The 18812-nt window shown below is 63.0% G+C and carries 18 protein-coding genes and 1 tRNA gene; 6 read left to right on the top strand and 13 right to left on the bottom strand.

Annotated features, from left to right (window positions below; all coding sequences use genetic code 11):
- Positions 1–3 precede the first annotated feature (3 nt).
- From ATJ93_RS04180 to ATJ93_RS04170, 3 genes are all read left to right on the top strand, one after another.
- On the top strand, positions 4–525 hold the full coding sequence (locus tag ATJ93_RS04180; protein WP_120243349.1) for a chemotaxis protein CheD: 522 nt from the start codon (positions 4–6) through the stop codon (positions 523–525).
- Complete coding sequence (locus ATJ93_RS04175) at positions 522–1340, top strand: CheR family methyltransferase (RefSeq protein ID WP_120243348.1); 819 nt, start codon at positions 522–524, stop codon at positions 1338–1340. The genes ATJ93_RS04180 and ATJ93_RS04175 overlap by 4 nt, the downstream gene beginning before the upstream one ends.
- 107 nt (positions 1341–1447) lie before the next feature.
- On the top strand, positions 1448–2722 hold the full coding sequence (locus ATJ93_RS04170) for a hypothetical protein (protein WP_120243347.1): 1275 nt from the start codon (positions 1448–1450) through the stop codon (positions 2720–2722).
- Between the two features lie 49 nt (positions 2723–2771).
- Here the strand turns inward: ATJ93_RS04170 and ATJ93_RS04165 are convergent, their stop codons facing one another.
- The 9 genes from ATJ93_RS04165 to tatA all read right to left on the bottom strand — a co-directional run bounded on the left by ATJ93_RS04165 (position 2772) and on the right by tatA (position 12847).
- Positions 2772–3551 (bottom strand): DUF7289 family protein, encoded by a 780-nt coding sequence (locus ATJ93_RS04165; protein WP_120243346.1) that lies wholly within the window; start codon positions 3549–3551, stop codon positions 2772–2774.
- Positions 3548–4060, bottom strand: coding sequence for a DUF7266 family protein (locus tag ATJ93_RS04160; protein ID WP_120243345.1), 513 nt, complete (start codon positions 4058–4060; stop codon positions 3548–3550). The genes ATJ93_RS04165 and ATJ93_RS04160 overlap by 4 nt, the downstream gene beginning before the upstream one ends.
- Before the next feature lie 5 nt (positions 4061–4065).
- Positions 4066–4503, bottom strand: a complete 438-nt coding sequence (locus ATJ93_RS04155) for a hypothetical protein (protein WP_120243344.1) — start codon at positions 4501–4503, stop codon at positions 4066–4068.
- Positions 4497–5168 (bottom strand): DUF7288 family protein, encoded by a 672-nt coding sequence (locus ATJ93_RS04150; RefSeq protein WP_120243343.1) that lies wholly within the window; start codon positions 5166–5168, stop codon positions 4497–4499. The genes ATJ93_RS04155 and ATJ93_RS04150 overlap by 7 nt, the downstream gene beginning before the upstream one ends.
- 4 nt (positions 5169–5172) lie before the next feature.
- A complete protein-coding gene (locus tag ATJ93_RS04145) occupies positions 5173–5745 on the bottom strand; it encodes a DUF7287 family protein (protein ID WP_211334023.1) in 573 nt (190 codons plus the stop codon).
- A 1-nt stretch (position 5746) separates the two neighbouring features.
- Positions 5747–7819: a type II secretion system F family protein gene (locus tag ATJ93_RS04140; RefSeq protein WP_120243342.1), complete on the bottom strand. Its 2073-nt coding sequence runs from the start codon at positions 7817–7819 to the stop codon at positions 5747–5749.
- A complete protein-coding gene (locus tag ATJ93_RS04135; RefSeq protein WP_120243341.1) occupies positions 7816–11982 on the bottom strand; it encodes an ATPase, T2SS/T4P/T4SS family in 4167 nt (1388 codons plus the stop codon). Before ATJ93_RS04135 ends, ATJ93_RS04140 begins: the two co-directional genes overlap by 4 nt.
- Before the next feature lie 479 nt (positions 11983–12461).
- A tRNA-Arg gene (locus ATJ93_RS04130) sits at positions 12462–12534 on the bottom strand.
- Between the two features lie 13 nt (positions 12535–12547).
- Entirely contained in the window at positions 12548–12847 is a 300-nt protein-coding gene (gene tatA / locus ATJ93_RS04125) for a twin-arginine translocase TatA/TatE family subunit (protein WP_120243340.1), read from the bottom strand.
- A 432-nt stretch (positions 12848–13279) separates the two neighbouring features.
- On the opposite strand from tatA, the gene ATJ93_RS04120 reads away from it, so the two are divergent.
- Positions 13280–13759 (top strand): redoxin domain-containing protein, encoded by a 480-nt coding sequence (locus tag ATJ93_RS04120; RefSeq protein ID WP_120243339.1) that lies wholly within the window; start codon positions 13280–13282, stop codon positions 13757–13759.
- A 66-nt stretch (positions 13760–13825) separates the two neighbouring features.
- Complete coding sequence (locus ATJ93_RS04115; protein WP_120243338.1) at positions 13826–14638, top strand: HD domain-containing protein; 813 nt, start codon at positions 13826–13828, stop codon at positions 14636–14638.
- Positions 14639–14972: 334 nt separating this feature from the next.
- Here ATJ93_RS04115 and ATJ93_RS04110 read toward each other — a convergent pair whose 3' ends face one another.
- Positions 14973–15197, bottom strand: a complete 225-nt coding sequence (locus ATJ93_RS04110; RefSeq protein ID WP_013880079.1) for a helix-turn-helix domain-containing protein — start codon at positions 15195–15197, stop codon at positions 14973–14975.
- A 258-nt stretch (positions 15198–15455) separates the two neighbouring features.
- Between ATJ93_RS04110 and ATJ93_RS04105 the strand changes: the two genes are divergently transcribed.
- Positions 15456–15653 (top strand): XapX domain-containing protein, encoded by a 198-nt coding sequence (locus tag ATJ93_RS04105; RefSeq protein ID WP_013880080.1) that lies wholly within the window; start codon positions 15456–15458, stop codon positions 15651–15653.
- A gap of 53 nt (positions 15654–15706) precedes the next feature.
- Here the strand turns inward: ATJ93_RS04105 and ATJ93_RS04100 are convergent, their stop codons facing one another.
- The 3 genes from ATJ93_RS04100 to ATJ93_RS04090 form a co-directional block, all read right to left on the bottom strand.
- Positions 15707–15892 carry a hypothetical protein gene (locus ATJ93_RS04100; RefSeq protein WP_120243337.1) on the bottom strand — a complete coding sequence of 62 codons (186 nt, stop codon included), beginning with the start codon at positions 15890–15892 and terminating at the stop codon, positions 15707–15709.
- Positions 15893–16081: 189 nt separating this feature from the next.
- The gene (locus ATJ93_RS04095; RefSeq protein ID WP_120243336.1) at positions 16082–17917 is read right to left on the bottom strand and encodes an FAD-binding protein; all 1836 of its coding nucleotides are present in this window, start codon (positions 17915–17917) and stop codon (positions 16082–16084) included.
- A 9-nt stretch (positions 17918–17926) separates the two neighbouring features.
- Positions 17927–18811 carry a succinate dehydrogenase/fumarate reductase iron-sulfur subunit gene (locus ATJ93_RS04090; RefSeq protein ID WP_120243335.1) on the bottom strand — a complete coding sequence of 295 codons (885 nt, stop codon included), beginning with the start codon at positions 18809–18811 and terminating at the stop codon, positions 17927–17929.
- Position 18812 lies beyond the last annotated feature (1 nt).

Genomic DNA, 18812 nt, shown 5'->3' with positions numbered 1-18812 from the left:
ATCATGAAAACGTACGGCAGTGAACCGGGCGCGCCATCGCCGGTCAAAGTCGGTATCTCCGAACTGGCCATCGGCGACGGCGACGAGACGCTCAAATCGTACGGGCTGGGCTCGTGTCTCGCGATCGCCCTCTACGATCCCAACGCCGAGATCGGCGGCCTCGCCCACGCCATGCTCCCCGACGGCGACTCCGCCGCCAACAGCGACCGCAAACCGGGCAAGTACGCCGACACGGCGATCCGGGCCCTCCTGCGGCGGATGGTCGAACGCGGCGCCGATTACACGGCCGTCGAGGCGAAGATCGCGGGCGGGAGCGACATGTTCGAGTTCGACAGTTTCGGCGACGGCGTCGGCCAGCGAAACATCGCCGCAGCCAAGGAGGAACTCGAGAAACTCGGCGTCCCGCTGGTCGCCGAAGATACCGGCGGCGACCGCGGCCGAACCGTCGAGTTTACGCCGGCGTCCGGAACGCTTCGCGTAAAAACCTCCACCGACGACGGTACTAACGGAGTGACTGATCTGTGACAGACGACTCTTTCGACGATCTGCTCTCGTTCGTCGAGCACGAACTGGATTTCGCGACGAGCCACTACAACGACAGCTACCTCGACCGCCGAGTCTCCTCGCGAATGCGTCGCACGCAAAACGATACCTACGCCGACTACCTGGCGTTCCTCCGAGAAGACGCGGACGAACAGAAGGCCCTGCTCGAGGCGATGAGCATCAACGTCACCGGGTTCTTCCGCAACCCGGACGTCTGGGCCGGCATCCGGGACGTCCTCCGGACGCTCTCGGCGGAAAATCGCGAGGTCCGTATCTGGAGCGCCGCCTGCGCCGACGGCCGCGAGCCGTACTCGCTAGCGATGCTCGCCCACGACGATGCGCAGATCGACGAATCGTCGATCTCGATTCTCGGAACGGACATCAGCGAACCGGCCCTCGAGACGGCTCGCGAGGGCGTCTACGAGGAGTCGCGGACGGTCGATATGGCCGACCAACTGTCCTTCCTCGACGATTATTCGCGGTACGTCGAGCAGGACGAGCGGATCTACCGGATCGACGACGCCGTCAAGCGGACCGTCGAGTTCGAGCGCCACGACCTGATCAACGGCGATCCGAAGTCGGGCTTCGATCTGGTCGTCTGCCGAAACCTGTTCATCTACATCGACAACGAGTACAAGCAATCGATGCTGGAAGTGATCGCGCGGTCCCTCCGCCAGGACGGCTACCTCGTCATCGGAAAGGCGGAAACGATCCCGCCGAACCTCAAGTCCGCGTTCTCGGTGTACGACGCCCGCCTTCGGATCTATCAGCGCGACGCGGCGGAAATCTCGTCGTGACGTCCCTCCGCAAGAGCCGTCGATCCCGCGAACGCCGCACGCGTATCGATTCCTGAGTCTTACCCGCTCCTTACATAATCGGCCCCGAACTACGACTGAACGATACGATGTCCGGCCCCCATCTCCGCTCGTTCGTCGGCCGCTCGCGGGCACTCCTCGAGTCCGCGCCCCCGACAACCGGTCGCGAGACGCGCACGTGGCTCGTCGAGCCGTTCCTCCAGACGCTCGGCTGGGACAGCCACGGCGACGCGGTCGCGGTCGAGACGACCGTCGAGGAGACCCGCCTCGAGTACGTCCTCGGCGTCGATTCGGTCCCCGCGCTGTTCGTCGCTGTCGATCCCTACGATCGGTCGCTCGACGAATCGCGGGCCCGGGGCGTGCTCGAGGCGATGGCGTGGACCGGCGTCGACCGCGCGGTCTACACGAACGGCCGCGAGTACCTGTTTTTGGCCGGGACGCGAGACGTCGAACGACTCGCGTGTCGGCTGTCGGCGCTTCCGGACCACGCGTCGTCGGTCGAACACTTCTCGCGGGCGACGCTCAGCCGGCGGCTCGAGGCGGATGCGGAGCCCGCCGTCGCGCGGCAACTCGCGGTCCGACAGGAGTCGCTCGTCGAGGCGTTCGTCGACCAGTTGACGGCCACGGCGGGCGACGGCTACGCCGACGAGTTCGAGGCTGCCGCGGAACGGTTCTGCGAACAACTGGTCGTTTCGTTCGCTGAGACCGACGCCGAGCGGTTCGACTCCCCGTCGGACGATATCTCGTTTCGGTTTACGGATCCGACGGCCGAAGGTTCGGATCCGAGTTCGAACGTCCCATCCGAACCGGACTCGTCCTCGAGTCCGGACCAGCACAGCGATCTCGAGGCAGCCGACGACGCTCTCGAGGGGGCGTCACAGGGAGAGCGGCCGGAAACGGACGCAAAGAGTGGACGAACAGCCGAGACGAACGCGACACCATCAGAATCGGCGGCAGACGGCACGGCGACGTCCGCCACCCGAGACGCGACGGACGAATCCGCGGCGGCCGCCGACCGCGACGACGGCGAGTACGTCGCTCGCTTCTTCAACGATCGCGGCTCGATCGGGGCGATCGGCCACTCGAGTTCGCAGCGGGCGCTCGTCGGCGTGACGGAGTACCTCTTCGAACGAGGCCTCTCGGGAGTGTCTGTCCCTTGGAGCCCCGGCGACGGCGACGAGGAACCGACGCTGCTGAACGCCGACCCCGTCCGTGCCGACGGCGAGCCGATGGCCGCTCCCTACGAACTCTCGAACGGCCTCTACCTCGAGACCGGTGGCGATACGGAAACTCACGCCGAGCGAGCGAGAGCGCTCACTTCGCGTGCGGGGTTACGAGTGCTCTTGACTGGCGATTGGGAGTAGCGGCGGTACTCGAGGAAACGTTCGGCTCGAGGAGCCACCCGAGTCGCCGTCAGTATTCGATCTTTGCTTCGACGACCGTCACGAGCACGCGGTCGACATCTTCGTGTTCGTTCTGCCAGTCCGCGAGAATGTCGTCCTTCCACACCCCGTGAGAGTCGCCACTCTCAGCCGAGATGTTCACGTCCGCAGATCGGTAGACTGCACTCGTCCGATTCTCGACCGAGATGGTCACTCCTCGGCCGCCTTGGCTCTGTATCGACCGGCCGTTTTCCTCGAGGACGACAAGCGAAACGATCGCAACGGAGTCACCTGCGTTCTCGCTGTACCGAATTTGGGGATCCTTGAGCGCAACACTGCCGGCTTCTTCCGAGCGAACGACGCCGCCGCCTTCGTACTTGACCGCCGCGTCGTCGGACTCGTACGTAAACGCGCCGAGCGGGAGTGAATCGCCGTCGCTGACGTGGTCGAGGTCGAACTCCGATTTGTCGCCGACGAACTCGCCATCGACCGAGACGTTGAGCGCGACTCCCTCGTCGACCGTGATCGTTCCGCCGCGCAACGAGAGTTCGCCGTACCGCTGCTCGACGCCGTCGGATCGCAGGACGTCGTTAAAGTTCTCGGCGAGGGCGGTCATCGCCCGGTCGGCGTTTCGCTCCTGCTCGACCTCCTGATAGTCTTCCATCGCCTGAAATCCAGTCACCGAGAGGATAGCGACCGAGCTGAGGATGATTCCGAACACGAGGATGAACGCGATCAGTTCGGAAACCGCCCGCTCGTCTCGCTGCAGTGAAAGCGACGAACGAACGTCGCCGTCGGGTCGGTTGCTCATCCGCTCACCTCTTCGATGGTGATCGTCCCGTTACCGTCGGCACTGATCTCGATCGTCCCACCGGTCGCCGAACCGTCGAGGTCAGCATCGACGGCGACCGGCACGTACACGACAACGTCGGTACTCCGTGCGGTCAGCCGCAGACACGGGCCGTCCTCGATCAGCGGCGCCTCACTCGCGTCGTTCAGCAACTCGACGGTGTAGCCGCTATTCGAGACCGTTCGCGGGTGATCCACGGTGAGGTTCACGGTTTCGGTTCCGTTCCGACTCGCGATCCGATCCACGTTCGCGATTTCGTCGGCGAGGCGCTCGCCGACCGTCTCGAGCGACGTTTCGACCGACCGGTCCGTCTCCGACTCGAGGAGGCTGCTACCGCTCATCAACAACATTGCGATCAGAATCGTCGTGATGCCGATCGTCAGGACGTGCGTGATCGCGATGGAGACGCCTCGGTCCCGGTGTCGGTCCTGCTCCCGATTTCGTTCGTCGGACGGACGCTGCTCAATCATCGTTCTCAGGGACACTCCTCGTCGGGTTCGATTTCTCGCTGCTGGTTATACTGCAGATCGTGTGTGTCGTACGTGACGTTCACGGTTGCGTTGATATCGCTGCTGCCGGTTCCTCTCACATCGACGTCACTAACGTTGATCAGCGTGGTCTCCGACTGTGCGCTTACGTTTCGATAGATCCTCCCGAACTCCTCGATCTCCGTTTCGGCTTGATCGGTTTCGGTTTGATTGTATCTCGTGAGGATACAGCCGATACTCTGCTCGAGTTCGGCATCGGTAACGGCTGCCGAACTCCCGCCCTGGCTCGCCGTTCCGGACGAGATCGTCTCGGTGTACAGGACGCCGTTGAACACGACGACGATCCCGAGGATGATGAACGCGAGCGCGATCGCACCGATGAGGATGATCTGTCCGCGGGATCGATCGCCAGTCGCAGTTACCATACGATCACCCGCACCTCGACGACGTTGTAGAGTGCACTGGACCCAGCGTTGTGGTGTTCCGGAATCGGCGGCGTGGTGTTCGACTCGTTCTCAGCGTCGCTGAGATTCGCATACTCGTCCGTGCCGGTCACCGGCTGATCGTCGTACAGCGTCACGATGTAGCTCGCCGTCTGTGCGTTCGACGGCGGACTCCCCTGATAGACGAGGTGTGTCGTCTCGAGTTCGCCACCGGAACCGTTCTCGTAGTGGAGTTCGACGTTGTAGCTTCGGCCGGTTTCGGTCAACCGGTCGTCGAAGAGCTGGCCGAGCGTGAAGTTCCCGAACTGCTCCTCGCTGTACACCCGCTGGCCGTTCGGCCCGGGCTGGTCGGTCCCGTTGAAGACGATTTCATCGCCGTCTTTCTCCCAGTACCTGAGCGTGTAGGACAGATTCCGGGTTTCGTTCGCCGCGGCGACGACCAGCGCGTCCTGGGTCTCCTGTTGGAGTTGTTCCTGGACGGTCCGATCGGCCAGTCCGCCGGTCGTCGGCGTGATCACCGCCGACTGGAGCGCGAACAGCACCGCCATCAGGACGATCATCGCCCCGATGAATCCCTCGAGGGTGTACGCTTGCGCGCGGTCTCGAGTGTAGCTGTCGCGATTGTGGGCGGTAGGTCCGTCGTTCATGCGATCACCACACCCTCACGAGGAGCCGATACGCCGGTTCGTCGAAATCGTCGGAGTCGTCTTTGAGTGCGACGATACGGGCCGAGCTGGCAGCCGGCTGGTCCTCATAGGCCGGACCGACGCCGTCGACAGTCGTGTGTTCGACGGTACTTCCGTTGAGGTGCTGTATCGTCACGTTCGCCTTGTCGATAAGCACGGTATCGCCGCCGCCGGTCGTCGTCGTTCTAAGTCCGGTTCGGGTAGCTAGCTGGCTCTCGTTCCACGCACCGGTAACGATCGGAGTCTCGTCGATCTCGTTCGGCGACTCGCCAGTCGAGAGGTTCTGCACGACCCGATCCGCGATCCGATCCGCCTGCGCCGTTTCCGCACCGCCGACGGACGAATCGTAGGGCGTCACGATCGACGGCAGGAACGAGAAGACGAACGCGACCGCCAGAATGAAGACGCCGATACCGATAGCGAAGTCCTGCGTCGTCTGGCCGCGATCCGCCAGCGAGATCGAAACCGTCCGCGGTCGCTTGCGCCGCGTCCGTTTGGATCGTCCGTCTCGAGGTCGTGGTCGTGATCTCGCCGTCATATTAGGCCACCAGCATCCAGCCGACGAGTGCGATCGTCGCCAGTATAACCGCGTACTTGAGTCCGCTCAGAATGTCCGCGTCACGGATGTAGCCACAGATGAATCCCGAGATGATCGCCTGCATCGTCACCGCGTGGAAGAACAACACCGACAGCATATCCACGTCCACGTTACTGCTGAGGTCCGCCTGTGCGAGGTCACCACCTGCTCCGCCGCCGGAGCCACCGCCGCTACTACCCGGGTTGAGTCCGGCCATCGTATCGATGAACTGGGTCTTGAGGATAGCGATCACGGCGAGAACGGTCATGAACGTCATAACGATGATCACGACCTGCATCCGCGTCCGGGACTTGCGGTCGCGTTCGATATCGTCGTGATTCTCGCTCGCGCGGGCAGCGGTGCGAAGGACGTCGGTGATCTGGTTCGACGCCTCCTGTGCTTCGGTGATCAGTCGCGTCGTCCGTGCGAGCCGGGGGATGTGGTACTTGTTGTTAAACTCGATGAGCGCCTCCTTCAGGCTCATCCCGTAGTTGACCTTCGTGTGCATCATCTCGAACTCGCGGGCTAGCTTGCCGCTCGTAGTGTCCGATACGGATTTGAGCGACTCGAGCAGCGTTAGCCCGGTGTCGTTCGCACTGGCGAGCTTGCGCAGGTCCTCCGAGAGCTGGTTGACGACGGTGTTTCGGTGCCTGACGTTCCACTCGCGGAAGATCGAGAGCGGAATCGCCATACAGTACAGCGGCACGTAGACGTAGACGAACGTTCCCCAGATCGGGTTCTCGAGCAGGGCGCTCCACGACGTCGGCGCCGCACCGGTTACCATCGCCGACGTGATCACGACGAGCGACGCGGGCACGGTCAATGCCAGCGTGTACAGCGGGTTGTCCCGGAAGAAGATGTGCGGTCGCTTGAGTACCTTGACCGTCTCGTGGGTTCCTTCGCGGTTCTTGATGCGATCGAAGACGCTGTGCTCGCCGGTGAAGGCCTCGACGAGCCCGAGGTTGAGCAGCCCCTGCTGCTGGGCTCGCTGGATGCGGCCGTTGTCGTCGGTCATCGAGAGGAAGCCGTCGCCGGGTTCGTCGTGTTTGACCGTCGAAACCAGCACGAGGAAGCCAACGCCGGTCAGCGGAATCAATCCGTAGACGGTCATGTAGAGCATGTTGTCCGTCACCTCCGCCTGCGGAATCATCTGCATGACGACCATGATGATGATGAGCAAGAGCGGGAACAGCGACAGCGTCATGTACATCTCGCCGAACAGCTCGAGGGTTTCGAGGGTCAGTTCCTGCTCCTGTTTGGCGGTTCGCATGTGCTTTTCCTTCTTGTCCTCGAGGAAGTTCTCCATGTCACCGCCGCTGTTGACGATCGAGAGCATGTCGGTCAGGAACTGCGAGAGTTCGTCACTCGGGGTCTCCAAGGCCTGCTTGCGGATCGCCGTCCGGTAGTCGACGTCGAAGTATTCGGTCTCCTTGACGATGCTCTGGAACTCCTTGGCGACCTCGCCGTAGGTGTCGTCGGCCTGGGCCATCGCCTCGATGATCTCGAGCTGGTTGAGGCCGCCGACCGACAGCGCGTACATAAAGGAGACGGAGTCGGTCAGCAGCATGTTGATCTCGCGCTTGCGAGCGGAGGCGCGCGAGTAGGGGATCGCGGTCAGCGAGCCGAAGCCGAGGGCGAACCCGATCGTGCCGAACACGAGCCCGGTCCCGAAGACCAGCGCCGGGACCTTGAGCTGCTCGATGATCTGGATAAGCGTCTGATTCTGCAGCGGAATGCCGAGGAGTTCGTTGACCGTGATCAGCCCCGTCGCGAAGAGCCCGTAGCCGATCGTGAGCCCGATCAGCCACAACGCCAGCCCGGTGATGAGGCCGATCCCGAGCGCTCGAGCGAGGTAGAGCTCGACCGGATCCGTCATCCGGGATTGTGCAAGTTTGGTCTCGACGTCGGCGACGAACTCGCTGTCCTCGTCGAACAGCAGGCGGTACAGCGGGTAGAAGGCGTTCCCGAGCGCGTCGGAACTCGAACCACCCGCGACGCCACCTCCGGTGTCACGATCGTCAGTTTGGAGGCTCATGTGTCGGTTTCCTCGTCGTCGCTCTCGGTGCCCGTCCCATCGAAGATCGAGTCGGATTCATCGCCGGAATCGTCGGCGGTTTCGGCGGCGTCGCCGAACAGCGATTCGGGCTCGTCGGCGGCATCCGTCTCGTCGGGTGCAGCAGGTGCCTCGTCATCGCTGAAAATCGGGTCGGATTCAGGGCCGAAGATCGATTCGCCGTCGTCTCGACTGTCGGTGCCGTCGTCGTCGTTCGTCGACTCGGATTGTGGCTCAGTGGGCGTGGAGGACTTCGAATTCGTACTGGCTGCCGTCTCCTCTGGCACAGTCTCGGCATCCGGCTCCTCTGGCACAGTCTCGGCATCCGGCTCCTCTGGCACAGTCTCGGCATCCGGCTCCTCTGACACAGTCTCGGCGTCCGCCTTGTCCGCTGCGGTACCGTCACCGTCGCGCTGGTCCGCGGAACGATCGACGTCGATCGTCGGCGGCTCCGCGTCCGTTTCGATCGGCGGTGCGGGTTCAGCGGCCTCATCGTCACCGACGCCCTCACCGTCATTGACGTCGTCTTCATCATCGCCACCGGCGTCGGAATCGTCGGCAGCGATAGCATCCTCCTCGAAGGCCACCGTCTCTGTTTCAGCGGCGTCGTCACCGCCTCCCGGTTCCGAGTCGGAAGCATCGGTGTCGGCGCTCGCTGACGGCTCGTCGATGTCGATCGTCGGCGGTTCGGGTTCTGATTCCGGCTCTGAGTCAGACGTTGACTCGGGTTCCGGCTTCGACTCCGGTTCCGGATCAACTGAAGCCGATTCGGTCGTCGCCGCGGTTGACGCCGTACCAGAATCGGACTCGGACGCGGCCCCGGATTTCGACTCGGCCCCCGACGGCCGCGCGTCCTCGAGTTCGTCGGTGAAATCGCCGAACGACGGGCCGGCGTCCGCTTCGGGATCGAAGATCGACGTCGAGTCGCCCTCCGTAAAGACCGGCTCGTCGGCTGCTCCGCCGGCACCGGCCGGGGTTGACGAAGAGCGGGCCTCGTCGACTTCGTCCATTTCGTTCAGCGTCTCATCCATGTTATCGAATAGGCCGCCGAATCCACCGTCTTCGGGCGCGTCGTCCGCCGAGAACACGATCGGATCGTCCTCGGAATCCGAGGCTGTACCTGCTGCGTGGCCGGTACTCGAAGCCGATTGCCCACCACCATCGCCGCCGCCGACTGATTGCGTCTCGACCGGCGACATGTCGAACTGTCCCGTCGCAATCTCGCGGTCGCCGCCGCTCGAACCCGCCGTGCTGGCAGTCGAGTCGGCACTGGCTTCGGCCGCGCTTTCGGTGGTCGACGAGGTATCGGCGCTGGCCGTCCACGATTGGGCACTGGCGCCATCGTCCGCCGTCGGACTCGAGCCCTCGTCGAACCCGATATCGAAGTTCGTATCGTCCGTGATCCAGGCTGGCTGGTCGTCGGTGCCGCCGGTGGTGAATCCGTCGTCGGTCGCCGCTGCCGACTGTTCGTCGATGCCCCAGCCGTCGTCGGCGTCGTCGATCGAATCGTCGAACGACTCGTCGTCCCCGTCGACGTCGATCGGCTCCTCCTCGTCGAGGTCACCGAGCGCGCTCGCGAGGCCGCTGGGGACCTTCCCGCGGTAGTCCTCGAACAGCGATTCCTCGGCGCGCTCGAGGACGTCGACCGAGGTGTTGTACGTCTCGCCCGTCGCCTCGGGTCGCGGGACGAGTTCCTCCTTCTCCTGGTCGACGTCGATCAGGACGCTCTCCATCTCGCGGAGATCGTCGAGGCTGTCCTCGAGTTGGCCGTTCGCGATGAGCGTGAGGATCGTGTCGGGGTCGTTGATGAACGCCTGAGCCGTCGCCGCGACTTCCGCGTACGTGTTCAGCTCGTTCTTGATCAGATAGGCGAGGATTACCTTCCGCTTGAACAGTTCCTCCTCGAGTTTCTCGCGGCTCCACCCGCGATCGAACTGGATCTCCTCTAAGGTGTTCGAGTCCCCCATCTTGAGGTACTCGTCGGTCTCGGCCTGCCACTGGTAGACGTCCTGAACGTTGATCTCGTCGTTTTCGGCCTCGTAGTGGTTGATCTCCGTGAGGGATTTGTTCCGGCGGACCTTTCGGCCCTGGACCCGCGTCTGCGTCTGGATCGACACCAGGTCCAGGGCGGTGAACATCGTCTTCGAGACGTTGATCGGATCCGTCGTGAATCGTTTGAGGACCTCGTCGACGGAGTCCGCGTGGAAGGTCGTGTACGTGGTGTGACCCGTCGACATCACCTGGAACAGCGTCCGCCCCTCTTCACCGCGGATCTCACCCATGACGATGTAGTCAGGGCGCTGGCGGAGCGCTGCCTCGAGGAGGTCGAACTCGTCGACGTCGCCTTGCTCGTCGTCGGAGAACGACGGCCGGGTGACGCTGGCGATCCAGTTACGCTGTGGCAGTTCGACCTCGCGGGTGTCCTCGATGGAGACGATCTTCGCGCTCGAGGGGATAAACAGCGAGACGGCGTTCAGAGAGGTCGTCTTCCCGGATGCGGTACCGCCGGCGAAGATCAGGCTCTTGTGGTTCTCGATACAGAGCCAGAGGAACGCCATCTCGTCGAGCGAGAAGGTGTTCCAGTTGATGAGGTCGATCGGGGTAAAGGGGACGTCCTTGAACTGGCGGATGGTGTAGTTGGTCCCGTGGTCCGAAACCTCCTGGCCCAGCGTCAGTTGGGCACGCGAGCCGTCGGGGAGGGTCGCGTCGACCTGCGGGAGTCGTTTACTGATCCCCTTTCCGGACCGCTGGGCGAGTTTCACGACGAAGTCGTCGAGTTCCTCCTCGCCGTGGTAGACGTTGGTGATGATCTGCTCGTAGTCGGAGTGGTAGACGAACACCGGCGAGTTGTAGCCGTCGACGGAGATGTCCTCGACGTTGATGTCGTGTTTGATCCCGTCGATGCGCTCGTAGCCGATGAAGTTGCGCTGCAGCAAATAGAGGAGCTTCTCGACCTGATACTCGTTTAGCGTGTCCGGATCCTCCTCGAGGATCGCGGGCTCGGGTCGGACCTCGATTCCTTCGAGTTCGGTCGGGCCGTCGTCCTCGTCCTCCTCGTCGTCGTTCAGCAGCGACTGGACCGTCTCGAGGAGGCCGGCCGTCTTGCTGCCGGCGGTTTTCTCGTAGAGGTCGTACCGCTTCAGCAGGCGCCGGGTCTCGTCCTCGATGACGATCCGGCGACCGTCCTCGTCGGCCTTCTCCTTGATCCCGTCGTCGGAGTACTTGATCGCCGTCCGGAGTTTGCCCGAGAGGAACGCCTGGAGTTCGTCCTCGATCTCGTTCAGGTAGGGTTCGATCAGGTAGTACTTCTTCTCGTTTTCCTGCTCCGAGTGGAAGATGACGACGCAGGCGTAGGGTTTGTTCACCCAGTAGCGCTCGACCTCCTGAAAGTGGGTCTTCTTCTCCATCGGCACGGCCTTCTCGAGGTCGTACCGGTTGGTCAGCGTCGTCGCGCCGTCGGCAGTCGAGAAAAAGTCGTCCTCGTCGAAGTCCTCCTGGACGTTGACGGTTCGTTCCTCGACGACGTCGTCGAGTTCCATGGCGCGATCCGCGCCCGCCGAGAGCCGCTCCTCGAGCGTGTCGGGATCGAACCCGAGTGCCTCTTCCTTGTCGTGTTCGACGACCTCGCCGTCGCTATCGCGCGGTCTGGAGCCGTCGTCTTCGTAGTAGTACTCCCACTTGTAGTGTTCCCAGGTCCAGACGTCCTTGACGACCGGCGTGGTCTCCGGATCGACGTACTCGAGAAATTCGTCCCACAGTGCGTCCGCGTTGTCCCCCGCGATCGGTAGCACGCGGTCCGTCAAGTCGTCCGGATGGTAGCCGAGATAGGATTCGGGATCGAACGCGACCTGCTCCCAGTCGTCGCCGCTTGGCACCGTCGAGGCGTCCGCTTCGCCCGTCTCGAGGCCAAGTTGGTCGTCGTCAGGAGCCGGATCGTCCGGATACAGCGTCGAAACGTCGTCACCGTACCCGTACTCCACCATGAAATCTTCCCACGTATAGTCGCCGACTCGGACCGATGATCCGGACGCCGGATCCGAGTCCGAATCGGAACCGGCGGCCCGCTCGTCTGCCGACGCGGAGTCGGACGCCTCGCCCGAAGCAAAATCCCCGGCGTCCGACCGGTCACCCTCGTCAATAGCCATTGACTCCATCCAAACCCTCACCCTTCAAAAAATTCATGTTCTCATTACCACTTCTGATAACGAGATCCGCATCGAGCGTTCGGTCGATGGAAACCGGCTGTTCCGACGTATCAAGTTTTCAACCGATGGAAATAGCCACCAGACATCCCTCGTTCTACTCAACTTGCTGAACTATTTCGGTATAAATAGTGCCACCTATCCGAACGGGCCGTATCGGCAGACCTCGGGCTGTAGGTCCCACGGCCGCTCAAAACGGTCGTTTCGATCGGCGATCGATTCGGGAGTCGGGTCGTCGATAATTGGGAGCAAGAGCGTGAACTCGAGGGGTGGATGTCACTTCGGAAACTCGGTGACAGAATCGGGCGCGGTGGGATTGGGCGTGGCGGGATTCGAACTACGCGAACGGCTCGCTGCCGCTCGCCGTTCTCTTATTCGAATCCCGCCGTGCCGGTTCACTCGCCACTGCGTGGCTCGTTGCACGGGCGTGGCGGGATTCGAACCCACGATCAGAAGGTTAGGAACCTTCTGCCCTCTCCGCTAGGCCACACGCCCCGGAAAAACCGCGTTAGTTGGTTTCCGTTTCGGTCTGGGTCTCGCTTTCCTCGGAGGTGACCGGCTCCGTGTCGACGAAGTCGTCGTCGTCCTCGTCGAGGTCGTCGAAGTCGCCGGTTTCGCGCATTTCCTCGAGTTCCGTTTCGACCTTTTCACGCCCCTTCTGGAACTCGCCCATGGCCTCGCCGGTGGATCGGGCGAGCTTCGGGATTTTGTTCGCCCCGAAGAGCAGAATGGCGATGAAAAGGATGATCAGTAGTTCCGGACCCCCGGGTGCACCGGGGATGAACAGCGGTGCAATTTCGGCTACCATCTCTATGCGTGGCTTACCCGCTGGCAATTATAACCTTTTTGGACCACTCAGTTAAGCAAGAGCCAGCGAGACGCCCCTCGAGCGTAATATCCGTCTAGAAACGATGTACGACGATGGACAAGGGAGTAACGGCGGCGATTGCAGGCCAGGGCGGTCCGAGTTCGGCTGTCCCTCGTCTCTCGGTGCGGTCCGCCGGTAGTTTCGATATCTTCTCTCCAACGCCTGCTATCGGCGGAATACGGCCGAATAGACGATCGGAAGACTGAACTGCGTATCAGGCCACGCTGGTACGTTTCTAAAACTGCGACTGCGCTCGATCGCCCGTTTGGACCCGTACGGATCGGCGATCCAGTGACCCACCACTGATCGGAACGCGACCAGTTCATTCCGCGAACGAAACTATCTTTCCTGCTTGCACGTAATGGGTGACTGATGGCAACGAGTGGAGATTCCGCACCCGACTTCACCGCACCGCTCGCAAACGGCGACATCGAGTCCTTCACGCTCTCGGAGCGTCTCGAGGACGAGGCACCGATCGTCCTCGCCTTCTTCCCCGGTTCGTTCACCGGCGTCTGCACCGACGAGATGTGTACGTTCCAGGACCGACTCGCGAACTTCAACGAACTCGACGCGACGGTCTACGGCATCAGCCGCGACACGCCGTTTACGCTCAACGAGTTCCGCGACCAGAACGACCTCGAGTTCGGTCTCATCAGCGACCTGAACAAGGAGATCATCGACGAGTACGATCTCGAGATGGACTTCGACGATCTGGGCGTCTACGGCGTCGCCAAGCGCTCGGTCTTCGTCGTCGACGGCGACGGCGAGATCACCTACTCGTGGGTCAGCGACGACCCCGGCGTCGAACCCGACTACGACGAAGTCGAGGCGGCCGTCGAAGAGCTAGCCTAACGTCACTCGCAGCCGACCAGTCAGTATCGTCGCAGCGCTTTTTGGGACTCGAGTCGACGTTCGCGTATGAGCGATTCGACTGTCGACGACGAGTCCGGTCGCGTCTACGCCCCCGACGCCGCGCACAACTTCCCCGACGAGAAGCTCAATGAGGTCCTCGAGTTCATCGAAACCGACGAGGAGATCCAGACCTATCTCGAGGCGCAGAACGTCAACGCGGTCGATCGGATGCGGTACAACGATCACGGGGCGAAGCACATCGAGATCGTTCGCAACCGGGCGCTCTGTCTCTACGACCTCCTGAAGGCCGGCGGCGTCGAGTTCCACGCCCAGCAGCAGGGACTCGCGGAGGAAGACGAAGCGGTCATCATCGCCTTAGCGGCGACGCTGCACGACGTCGGCCACGTCGTCCACCGGGACGAACACGTCTACTACTCCATCCCGCTCGCGGCGGACATCCTCGATCGAGTCCTGCCGAACTTCTACGATCTCGCCGAGACGGTCCGCGTGAAAGGTGAGGTGCTCCATGCCATTCTCTGTCACCACACGGCTGAGACGCCGCTGACGACCGAGGCCGGCGTCATCCGCGTCGCCGACGCCCTCGATATGGAAAGCGGCCGCTCGCGCATCCCCTACGAGCAGGGCGGGCGCGGGATCAATACCCTCTCGAGTCAGGCGATCCAGCGCGTTACCCTGACCGAGGGCGACAGCCGCCCCGTCATGGTCGAAATCGCGATGACCAACGCCGCCGGCGTCTATCAGGTCGACAACCTGCTGAAGGCCAAGCTCCGCAACTCCGGCCTCGAGGACGAGATCCGGATCGTGGCGGTCAACACGAACGAGACGACCGACCAGTTAGTCGAGCGGATCGAGCTCTAAGAACGAAGTTTTGCGCTGTCGTTCGAGAGAGCGAAGCTCTCTCGTGATGACGAAAGGCGCGAAGCGCCTTTCGAACCACGGGCGCGGCTTCGCCGCGCCCTCGGCAAAAATTCGATTAAAAGCACTCCTCCTTCCCCGTCAGCCGCGCGTGGCGCGGCTTCTCGGTCAGTCGTCGGCCCGCTCGCTCACTACGTTCGCTCGCGGCAAATGACTGATGACGGCCTGCCTTTCCCCGGGTCGCGAATTCGCCGCGATTGCGGCGACTCCGCTCCCGGCCGAGAAACAGTTGGGACTACGCAGGAGAGACTATCGACGACGTATCACGAGCCGCGATTCAAACCAGTTCGTACCGACCGTTTCGTCGCTCGAGGTGGCCGCGTTCGCGAAGGGTGCCGGTGATCGAGAGGACGGTGCTCTTGTTGACGTCGAGTGCCGATCGAAGCTCGTCGGCCGTTGCGCTGCCGAACGCCTCGAGATAGAGATAGACCAGCTTCGCACGCGGCGAAGCGAGATCCTCCGGCATCGACACGTCGAGTCCCTGCGCCGTTGTCGGGTTCATACTCGATTTTCACTGTTTCGACGATAATAAACCTATGTTACAACAGATGTCGAAATTCAGCCGGCTTCAGCAACCGAAATGCGATTCAGTACCGTCGTGTAGAATCAACGGACGAGGTTCTCTCGTCCGTTACCGGTCGATTATGGCCGATACGAGGGGTTTACCGATCGTCGTTCCCCGACAGTCAGTCCCACAGTCACCGGTCGAAACAGCCGGCAAGCGGGTCGCTTTTGTGCACGCCGACGACAGTCGGTGACGATGTCGACGCAACTTACCGTCCTCGCGCTTCTGGCCGGCCTGTTCACCGGCGCGCTGTTTCGCTTTCTGAACGTTCCGATCCCTGCACCGCCGGAACTGCCCGGCATCATGGGGATCGTCGGCATCTTCCTCGGCTACAGGGTCATCGAGTACTTCGACGTCGACGTCGCCGTTCTCCTCGAGGCGCTGGGCATCTGACTGGACGGCGAGAGCGCAACGGCTGACGCGGCCGACACACGGCCGCTATTGCGTTACGACTCCAACGCCATCGAGAGTCGCGACATCCCCCACGCAAATCCGAGCACGATGACGAAACAGAGGTAGCTCAGCCCGATCGGGAGGACGATAACCGGGAGCGACTCGTAGTAGAGGTAGCCGACGCCGAGCAACAGCGGCGCGAGAACCAGATTGACCTGAATGAATCGCTCGAGGCTCATCTACTGAACGAGAGTCGATACGGGACGAAAGGGCTACCGGTCTCGAGCGATCGGCACGCGAGCGGTCGATGTGAATCGAGGAGAGTCAGTCGCGTTCGGGCCGCCGATCCACGAATCACGATCGACGGTCAACGGTTGACGGTCGAACCCGCAAACCGGATTTCGGTCCCGGGTTGAGACCGTGCGGCGTTAGTAACTGCGTTCCTTTGGCTCGTAGGTCTTGTTCTCGCCTTCGAGGATGACCGGACGGTAGAAGATGTCCGGGTCGCCCTCGTTCCACGAGATCAGCGTGTGCTTGAGCCACTCGTCGTCCTTGCGTTCCTGGTGTTCCTTGCGCCAGTGGGCGCCGCGGAACTCGTCGCGGACCAGGGCGCCGAGCGCGATCGTCTCGGCGACGTCGATCAGGTTGCGCGTCTCGTAGGTCTGCTGGAGGTCGGTGTTGAACGTGCGCGAGGGGTCGTCGACGTAGACGTTCTGGTACTCCTCGCGGCACTCGCGGATGATCCGCAGCGCCTTCTTGACGCCTTCCTCGGTCCGGAAGACGTTGACGTAGTCGGTCATCGCCTGCTGGAGCTTCGAGCGGATCTCGGAGTGCTGAATGCCGCTGTCGCGGTCCATCAGGCGGTCGACGCGCTCGCGCTCGCGCTCGACGGCGCGCTCGAGCATGCCCTCCGCCTCCGCGGCGACGCCGCCGTCGGCCGCGACGCCGCTTGCCGTATCGAGGCCGGCGGAGCCGGGCTGGACCGGCAGTTCGGTGTCGTCGTCCTCGACGTCGTCGCCGTAGCCGGTGCGGATCTCGGGGGCGCCGAGATCCTCGCCGGCGGCGTGGCGTCCGGCGCGCTTGCCGAAGACGATGAGTTCGGGCAGGGCGTTGCCGCCAAGGCGGTTCCCGCCGTGGACGGAGACGCAGGCGCACTCGCCGGCGGCGTAGAGGCCGCTGACGCAGGTCTGGCCGTTCTCGTCGACCTCGATGCCGCCCATCGCGTAGTGCTGGCCGGGCTTGACCGGCATCGGCTCGACGAGGCCGTCGACGCCCTCGAAGTCCTCCGCGAGGTGCAGGATGTTCTCGAGGCGGTCCATGATGCGGTCCTCGCCGAGGTGGCGCATGTCCAGATGGACGTACTCGTCCTCGATCCCGCGGCCCTCGTCGACCTCGGTGAGTTCGGCGCGGGCGACGACGTCGCGGGAGGCGAGTTCGCCGGAGTTGTTCGCGTAGCCGTACTCGAACATGAACCGCTCGCCCTCGCTGTTGTAGAGGATACCGCCCTCGCCGCGGACGCCCTCGCTGATGAGGACGCCGGTCGACGGCAGCGATGTGGGGTGGAACTGGATGAACTCCATGTCCTCGAGGGGCGCGCCCGCTCGGTAGGCCATCGCGTGACCGTCGCCGGTACAGGAGACGGCGTTGGTGGTGTGGTCGAAGGCCTGGCCGGGGCCGCCGGTCGCGAGGACGACGCCGTTGTTGGCCTTGAACCCTTCAATCGTGCCGGACTGGACGTCGTAGCCGACGACGCCGTGACACTCGCGGTCCGTGGGGTCGTCCTCGTCGGTCGTGACGAGGTTCATCACGTACCACTCGTCGTAGACCTGGATGCCCCGCTTGACGACCTGCTCGTACATCGTGTGCAGCAGGTGGTGACCGGTTTCGGCGCCGGCGTAGGTGGTACGGGGGTAGGAGAGGCCGCCGAACGGCCGCTGGGAGACGCGCCCGTCCTCTTCGCGGGAGAAGGGCATCCCCCAGTGCTCCAAGTTCATCGTCTCCTCGGGAGCGTTCTTTGCGAGGGTCTCGACCGCCGGGGCGTCGCCCAGGTAGTCCGACCCCTTCATCGTGTCGTAGGCGTGGAGCTCCCAGTCGTCGCCCTCCTGGAGTGCGGCGTTGATGCCCCCTTCGGCCGCGCCGGTGTGGCTGCGGACCGGGTGGAGCTTCGAGACGATTGCCGTGTCGGCTCCCGCCTCGTTCGCTGCGATCGCGGCTCGGAGGCCGGCGCCGCCCGCGCCGACCACGATGACGTCGTGTTCGTACATAGGTTAGGGTTACCAGAACTTCAGGTTCTTCTTGACTGCTTCCCGCTTGAGCTCCTGAATGTGCTCGGTCAGCGGAATGTCCTTCGGGCACACCTCGGTACAGGAGAACTGGGTCTGGCACCGCCAGACGCCGTGTTCCTGCTCGAGGATGCGGAGTCGGTGCTCCTTGATCGCCTCGCTCTCGCGGTCGTCCATCGCGAACTTGTAGGCCTTGTTGATCGCCGCCGGGCCGAGGTACTTGTTGTCGCCGGCTGCGATGTTACACGAGGACATACAGGCGCCACACCAGATACACCGCGAAGACATCTTGATCTTCTCGCGGTTCTCGGGGCTCTGGCGCTGCTCCTCAAGGTCGGCCGGATCAGGGGTGTCCTCGTCCTGGAAGTACGGCTCGACCGCGTGCATCTGGTCGTAGAAGTGGTCCATGTCGACGACCAGGTCCTTGACGACCTCCTGGTGGGGCAGCGGCTCGATGCGAACCGGCTGCTCCAGATCCGAGATCTGGGTCTTGCAGCCGAGTCGCTGCTTGCCGTTGACGAAGAAGGCGTCGGAGCCACAGACGGCCTGCCGACAGGAGTGGCGGAAGGTCAGCGACGAGTCGAACTCGTCGCGGGCGTACATGACCGCGTCGAGGACGGTCATCCCCTTCTCGAAGGGGACGTGGAAGTCGTCGAAGCGAGGTTCCTGCTTCGCCGCGACCTCCGGGTCGTAGCGGAAGACCTTGATGTGGACGGTCTCGCCTTCGGCTTCGGCTTCCTTCTCGGCGTGGTCGTCGACCATCCCCTCCTGCTTTTCTCGGAGTCGCTCCTGCTGGGGCGACTCGGTCCCCTTCATCTCGGGGTCTTGCGGTGATTCCTGACTCTCGGGTTCTTGCTGCTGTTGTTGCGTACTCATG

The organism is Halopiger aswanensis, from assembly GCF_003610195.1.
GTDB classification, from domain to species: Archaea; Halobacteriota; Halobacteria; order Halobacteriales; family Natrialbaceae; genus Halopiger; species Halopiger aswanensis.
This window is presented reverse-complemented; position numbering and strand designations above follow the sequence as displayed.